Genomic DNA, 4144 nt, shown 5'->3' on the forward strand with positions numbered 1-4144 from the left:
GGGAATTATGTCATAACGTAGGTTATCGGCGAATCTTGGAGAAAATCAGGTCATTTCGTCATCAATGACGAAACTGTGGAGCAATCACGAACCGTTCGGCCGTCGAGGCGTTCTCCAAGCTGATCCTGCGGAACGAGTACACCCTCTCCGACGTCGAGAAGGTCATCGCCGGGGACACCGATGCCGTCGACGTGCCACCCGACTAGACCCCGTCCAGCGGTGGGCCGCGACCTCTCACGGTCGCGGCCCAGCGCCCCGGCCCCGCTCACACCCGCCACCTCGAGGAACCATCGTGACCATCACCGCCGAACTTTTCCCCCGCTGCGCCCTGCCCGGCTGCGCGATCCCCACCGACACCCAGGGCCACCCCTGCAGACAATGCCGCCGTGACCTCGGAACCCTCGTGCGCCACAACCCCGGCGGCCGCCGACGCCCAAACCGGCCGCGACCACGACGTCGCCCTGGCCTACCGGGCTTAAGAACAGCTACGCATCGCCGACGCCGCCGAACAACGCATCGCCCTCCAGATCGGTCAGCGCGAGAAGCCCGGACAGTCCAGTTGGCTGTGCGAGAAACGCCGAAGGTGTGACATTCTGTCCGTTCCGTACCCGAGGAGTGCGAACGTTCTGTAGGTATCGCGCGACGGGCGGTGCGACCACCATGGATGCACTGCGCATCGTCGCGCGCCATGCCCGAACGCACCCCGCCCAATCGGGGGCCGACACTTCCTGGACGGACTCCATGACCGCACTCGACGCCGCGACCCCGTCGGCACCCGGACCGGGCCATTCGGGCCCGCAGGCCGAGGCCGAACTCGAACTGATCCCCGAGTCCGCGAAGACCCATGACGTGCGCGGACAGTTCTGGATCTGGGCCGGTGCGAACATCGCGCCGATCAACTGGGTGCTGGGTGCACTCGGCGTCACGATGGGCCTCGGGCTGTGGGAGACGGTGGCGGTCCTCGTCGTCGGCAATGCCATCGGCATGACCATCTTCGGCGTCTTCGTCGTCATCGGTCAGCGCACCGGGGTCACCGGAATGGTGCTGTCGCGAGCCGTCTTCGGACGCCGCGGCGCCTACGTTCCCGCCGCCGTCCAGGCCCTGGTCTGCATGGGCTGGTGCGCGGTCAACACCTGGATCGTTCTCGACTTGGTGATGGCGCTGCTCGGCGAGATGGGACTCGTCGACCCGGACCTCGACAACAACGCCGCACGGATCGTCGTGGCCGCGGTCATCATGGGGATGCAGGTGACGATCGCGTGGTTCGGGTACCGGGTGATCTCCGCGTTCGAACGATGGACGGTGCCTCCGACGGTCGCGATCCTGCTCGTCATGACCGTCGTCGCGTGGGTCGGCCTCGACGTCGACTGGGGACAGACGACCGCTCCGGAGCTCACGGGATCGGCCCACATCGGCGCGATCACGGCGGTGATGACCGCGATCGGCATCGGCTGGGGTCTGACGTGGATCGGTTACGCCGGCGACTACTCGCGCTTCGTGTCCCGGGACGTCCCGTCGCGCAGGCTGTTTCTCGCCAGTGCACTCGGGCAGTTCATCCCGGTCGTCTGGCTCGGAGTGCTGGGTGCGTCCCTGGCGACATTGAGCGACTCCGCCGACCCGGGTGAGATCATCGTCGACGCCTACGGCGTTCTCGCACTGCCGGTTCTGTTGCTGGTGATCCACGGACCGCTCGCGACCAACATCCTCAACATCTACACGTGCACGGTGTCGACGCAGGCGCTCGACATCCGCGTCGACCGGCGCGTGCTGAACCTGATCATCGGCGTCGTGGCGATGGCGGTCGTCGTCTACTTCGTGCTCAATAGCGACTTCGCGACCACCATCGACTTCTGGCTGGTGTCGATCGTCGGCTGGTTGAGCCCTTGGGGCAGCGTTGTTCTCGTGCACTGGTTCCTGATCGCGCGGCAACAGATCGACGCCGAGAGTCTGTTCGCCACACCGGCGGACAGCGTCCTGCCGATGGTCCGGCCGACCGCCCTCGTCGCACTCGCTCTCGGTGTCACCGCGACCTGGATGTTCATGTACGGGATGCTGCCGGCACTGCAGGGGCCGGTTGCGGTCGCACTGGGCGGGATCGACCTGTCGTGGCTCGCCGGGGCAGTCGTTGCCGGCACCTCCTACTGGACCATGGAGAAACTCACCGCGCCACGCGCTGCCTGAAGCCCGTCCCGCCAGAGCCGTGGCGGTCGGCGGCGACGACGGGCGAAAGCCGCCTGCCGCATCAGGTCGTCGACTAGGGTTCGGCGCAGTGGAGGCAACGCGGCCTCCTGGTGAGGAGGTTCCATGGCCACCGTCCACACCGCGACCGGCCCGATCGATTCCGCTGACCTCGGGAACGTGTTGGTGCACGAGCATGTGTTCGTCGTCGGCGAGGAGTTCCGGCAGAACTATCAGGACGATTGGGACGAGGACGAGAAGGTCGCCGAAGCTGTCCGCGACCTGACCGAACTGAAGGAACTCGGGATCGACACGATCCTCGACCCGACGGTTCTCGGTCTCGGCCGGTACATCCCACGCATCCAGCGGATTGCCGAACAGATAGACCTCAACATCGTCGTCGCGACCGGGTTGTACACCTACAACGACATCCCGTTCCAATTCCACTACGCGGGACCGGGAATGCTCTTCGACGTCCCGGAGCCGCTGGTCACCCTGTTCACGAAGGATCTCACCGAGGGCATCGCGGACACCGGTGTGCGGGCGGCTTTCCTCAAGTGCGCCATCGAATCCCAGGGACTGACACCGGGTGTCGAGCGCGTGATGCGCGCGGTGGGACAGACCAGCGCCCAGACCGGCGCGCCCATCACCGTGCACACCGATCCGCACAGTCAGTCGGGACTGGTCGCCCAGAAGGTCCTGGCCGAGGAAGGGGCCGACCTGACGAAGGTCGTCATCGGCCACTCCGGAGACAGCGTCGACCTCGACTACCTGATGAAACTCGCCGACGCCGGTTCCGTTCTCGGCATGGATCGTTTCGGGCTCGACCTCCTCCTGCCGTTCGACGAGCGCGTGAACACGGCCGCCGAACTGTGCAAGCGCGGCTATGCCGACCGCATGGCCCTCGCGCACGACGCCGCCTGCTTCATCGACTGGTTCGACCACGAGGCCAAGAAGCAGGCACTCCCGAAGTGGAACTATCGGCACATCAGTGAAGAGGTGTTGCCGGCACTACGGGAACGCGGGGTGAGCGAGGCCGACATCACGACGATGCTCGTCGACGTGCCGCGACGCTACTTCGAGTAGCGGCGCGACACGGCGACAGGGTCAGCGCAGGCTGCTCTGGTACCGGCGCATCCCGCGGAGCCACCGGTCGTAGTCGGCGCCCTTCTGCCGGTACATCTCGAGGACCTCGGGGTGGGGGAGGATCAGGAAGCGTTCGTCGGCGACGGCGTCGAGCACGATCGCGGCCACCGCCCCGGGCGTGAGCACCGTGCCCGCGGTCTCCACGGCGCGCTGCATCAGTCGTTGCTCCTCGGTGGCGGAATCACCGTCCGGCCGCAGCAGTTTGGTGTCGACGCCCATCGGGCAGAGGCAGCTCACCCGGATGCCGTCGTCGCCGTGGGTGATGTTGAGCCACTCCGCGAAGCCGACCGCCGCGTGCTTGGTGACCGAGTACGGGGCATTGCCGATCTGCGTGAGCAGACCCGCGGCCGACGCCGTGCTGACGAAGTAGCCGGTCCCTCGTTCCACCCACTCCGGGACGAGGCGCCGAGCTGCTCGGATGTGGGCGCGGAGATTGACGTCCAGCGTGAGATCCCACACCGCCTCGGCGGTGTCGACACCGCCACCCACACCCACGCCGGCATTGGCGAAGTAGAGATCGACCGGGCCGAACGTGTTCTCCGCCAGCCGAACCGCGGCGTCGATGTGCTCGTCGGATGAGGCGTCGCCGCCGATCGCGGTCGTCGAATCCCCCAGTGAGTCGGCGACGGCCAGGGCGCCGGACTCGTCGAGATCGGTGACGACGACCCTCGCGCTCGCATCGACCAGCGCATGCGCGATCGCCGCGCCGATACCCGCACCGCCACCCGTGACGATGGCCACCTTGCCTGCGACGTCCATGGATCTCCTTCGATCGCCGATGTGTGGGGTCCAGAGTTACCAGACGCGAGGGCGAAATCCC

General features: G+C 66.7%; 3 protein-coding genes. 2 read left to right on the top strand and 1 reads right to left on the bottom strand.

Features of this window, described 5'->3' with window-relative positions; translation table 11 throughout:
- Window positions 1-741 precede the first annotated feature (741 nt).
- Together Q9R39_RS24400 and Q9R39_RS24405 are read left to right on the top strand one after the other, a co-directional pair.
- Window positions 742-2181, top strand: coding sequence for a cytosine permease (locus tag Q9R39_RS24400; protein WP_058253433.1), 1440 nt, complete (start codon window positions 742-744; stop codon window positions 2179-2181).
- 123 nt (window positions 2182-2304) lie between these two features.
- Complete coding sequence (locus tag Q9R39_RS24405) at window positions 2305-3264, top strand: phosphotriesterase (protein ID WP_058253421.1); 960 nt, start codon at window positions 2305-2307, stop codon at window positions 3262-3264.
- A gap of 21 nt (window positions 3265-3285) precedes the next feature.
- On the opposite strand, the gene Q9R39_RS24410 is transcribed toward Q9R39_RS24405, so the two are convergent.
- Window positions 3286-4083, bottom strand: a complete 798-nt coding sequence (locus Q9R39_RS24410) for an SDR family oxidoreductase (protein WP_058253420.1) — start codon at window positions 4081-4083, stop codon at window positions 3286-3288.
- Window positions 4084-4144 lie beyond the last annotated feature (61 nt).

This window comes from Gordonia sp. AC31 (genome assembly GCF_031844505.1).
GTDB lineage: Bacteria > Actinomycetota > Actinomycetes > Mycobacteriales > Mycobacteriaceae > Gordonia > Gordonia hongkongensis.

Bases quoted from the DNA above. Each gene is read 5' to 3' on its own strand.
- Q9R39_RS24410 (WP_058253420.1), bottom strand. From the start codon at position 4,083: ATGGACGTCGCAGGCAAGGTGGCCATCGTCACGGGTGGCGGTGCGGGT.
- Q9R39_RS24405 (WP_058253421.1), top strand. From the start codon at position 2,305: ATGGCCACCGTCCACACCGCGACCGGCCCGATCGATTCCGCTGACCTC.
- Q9R39_RS24400 (WP_058253433.1), top strand. From the start codon at position 742: ATGACCGCACTCGACGCCGCGACCCCGTCGGCACCCGGACCGGGCCAT.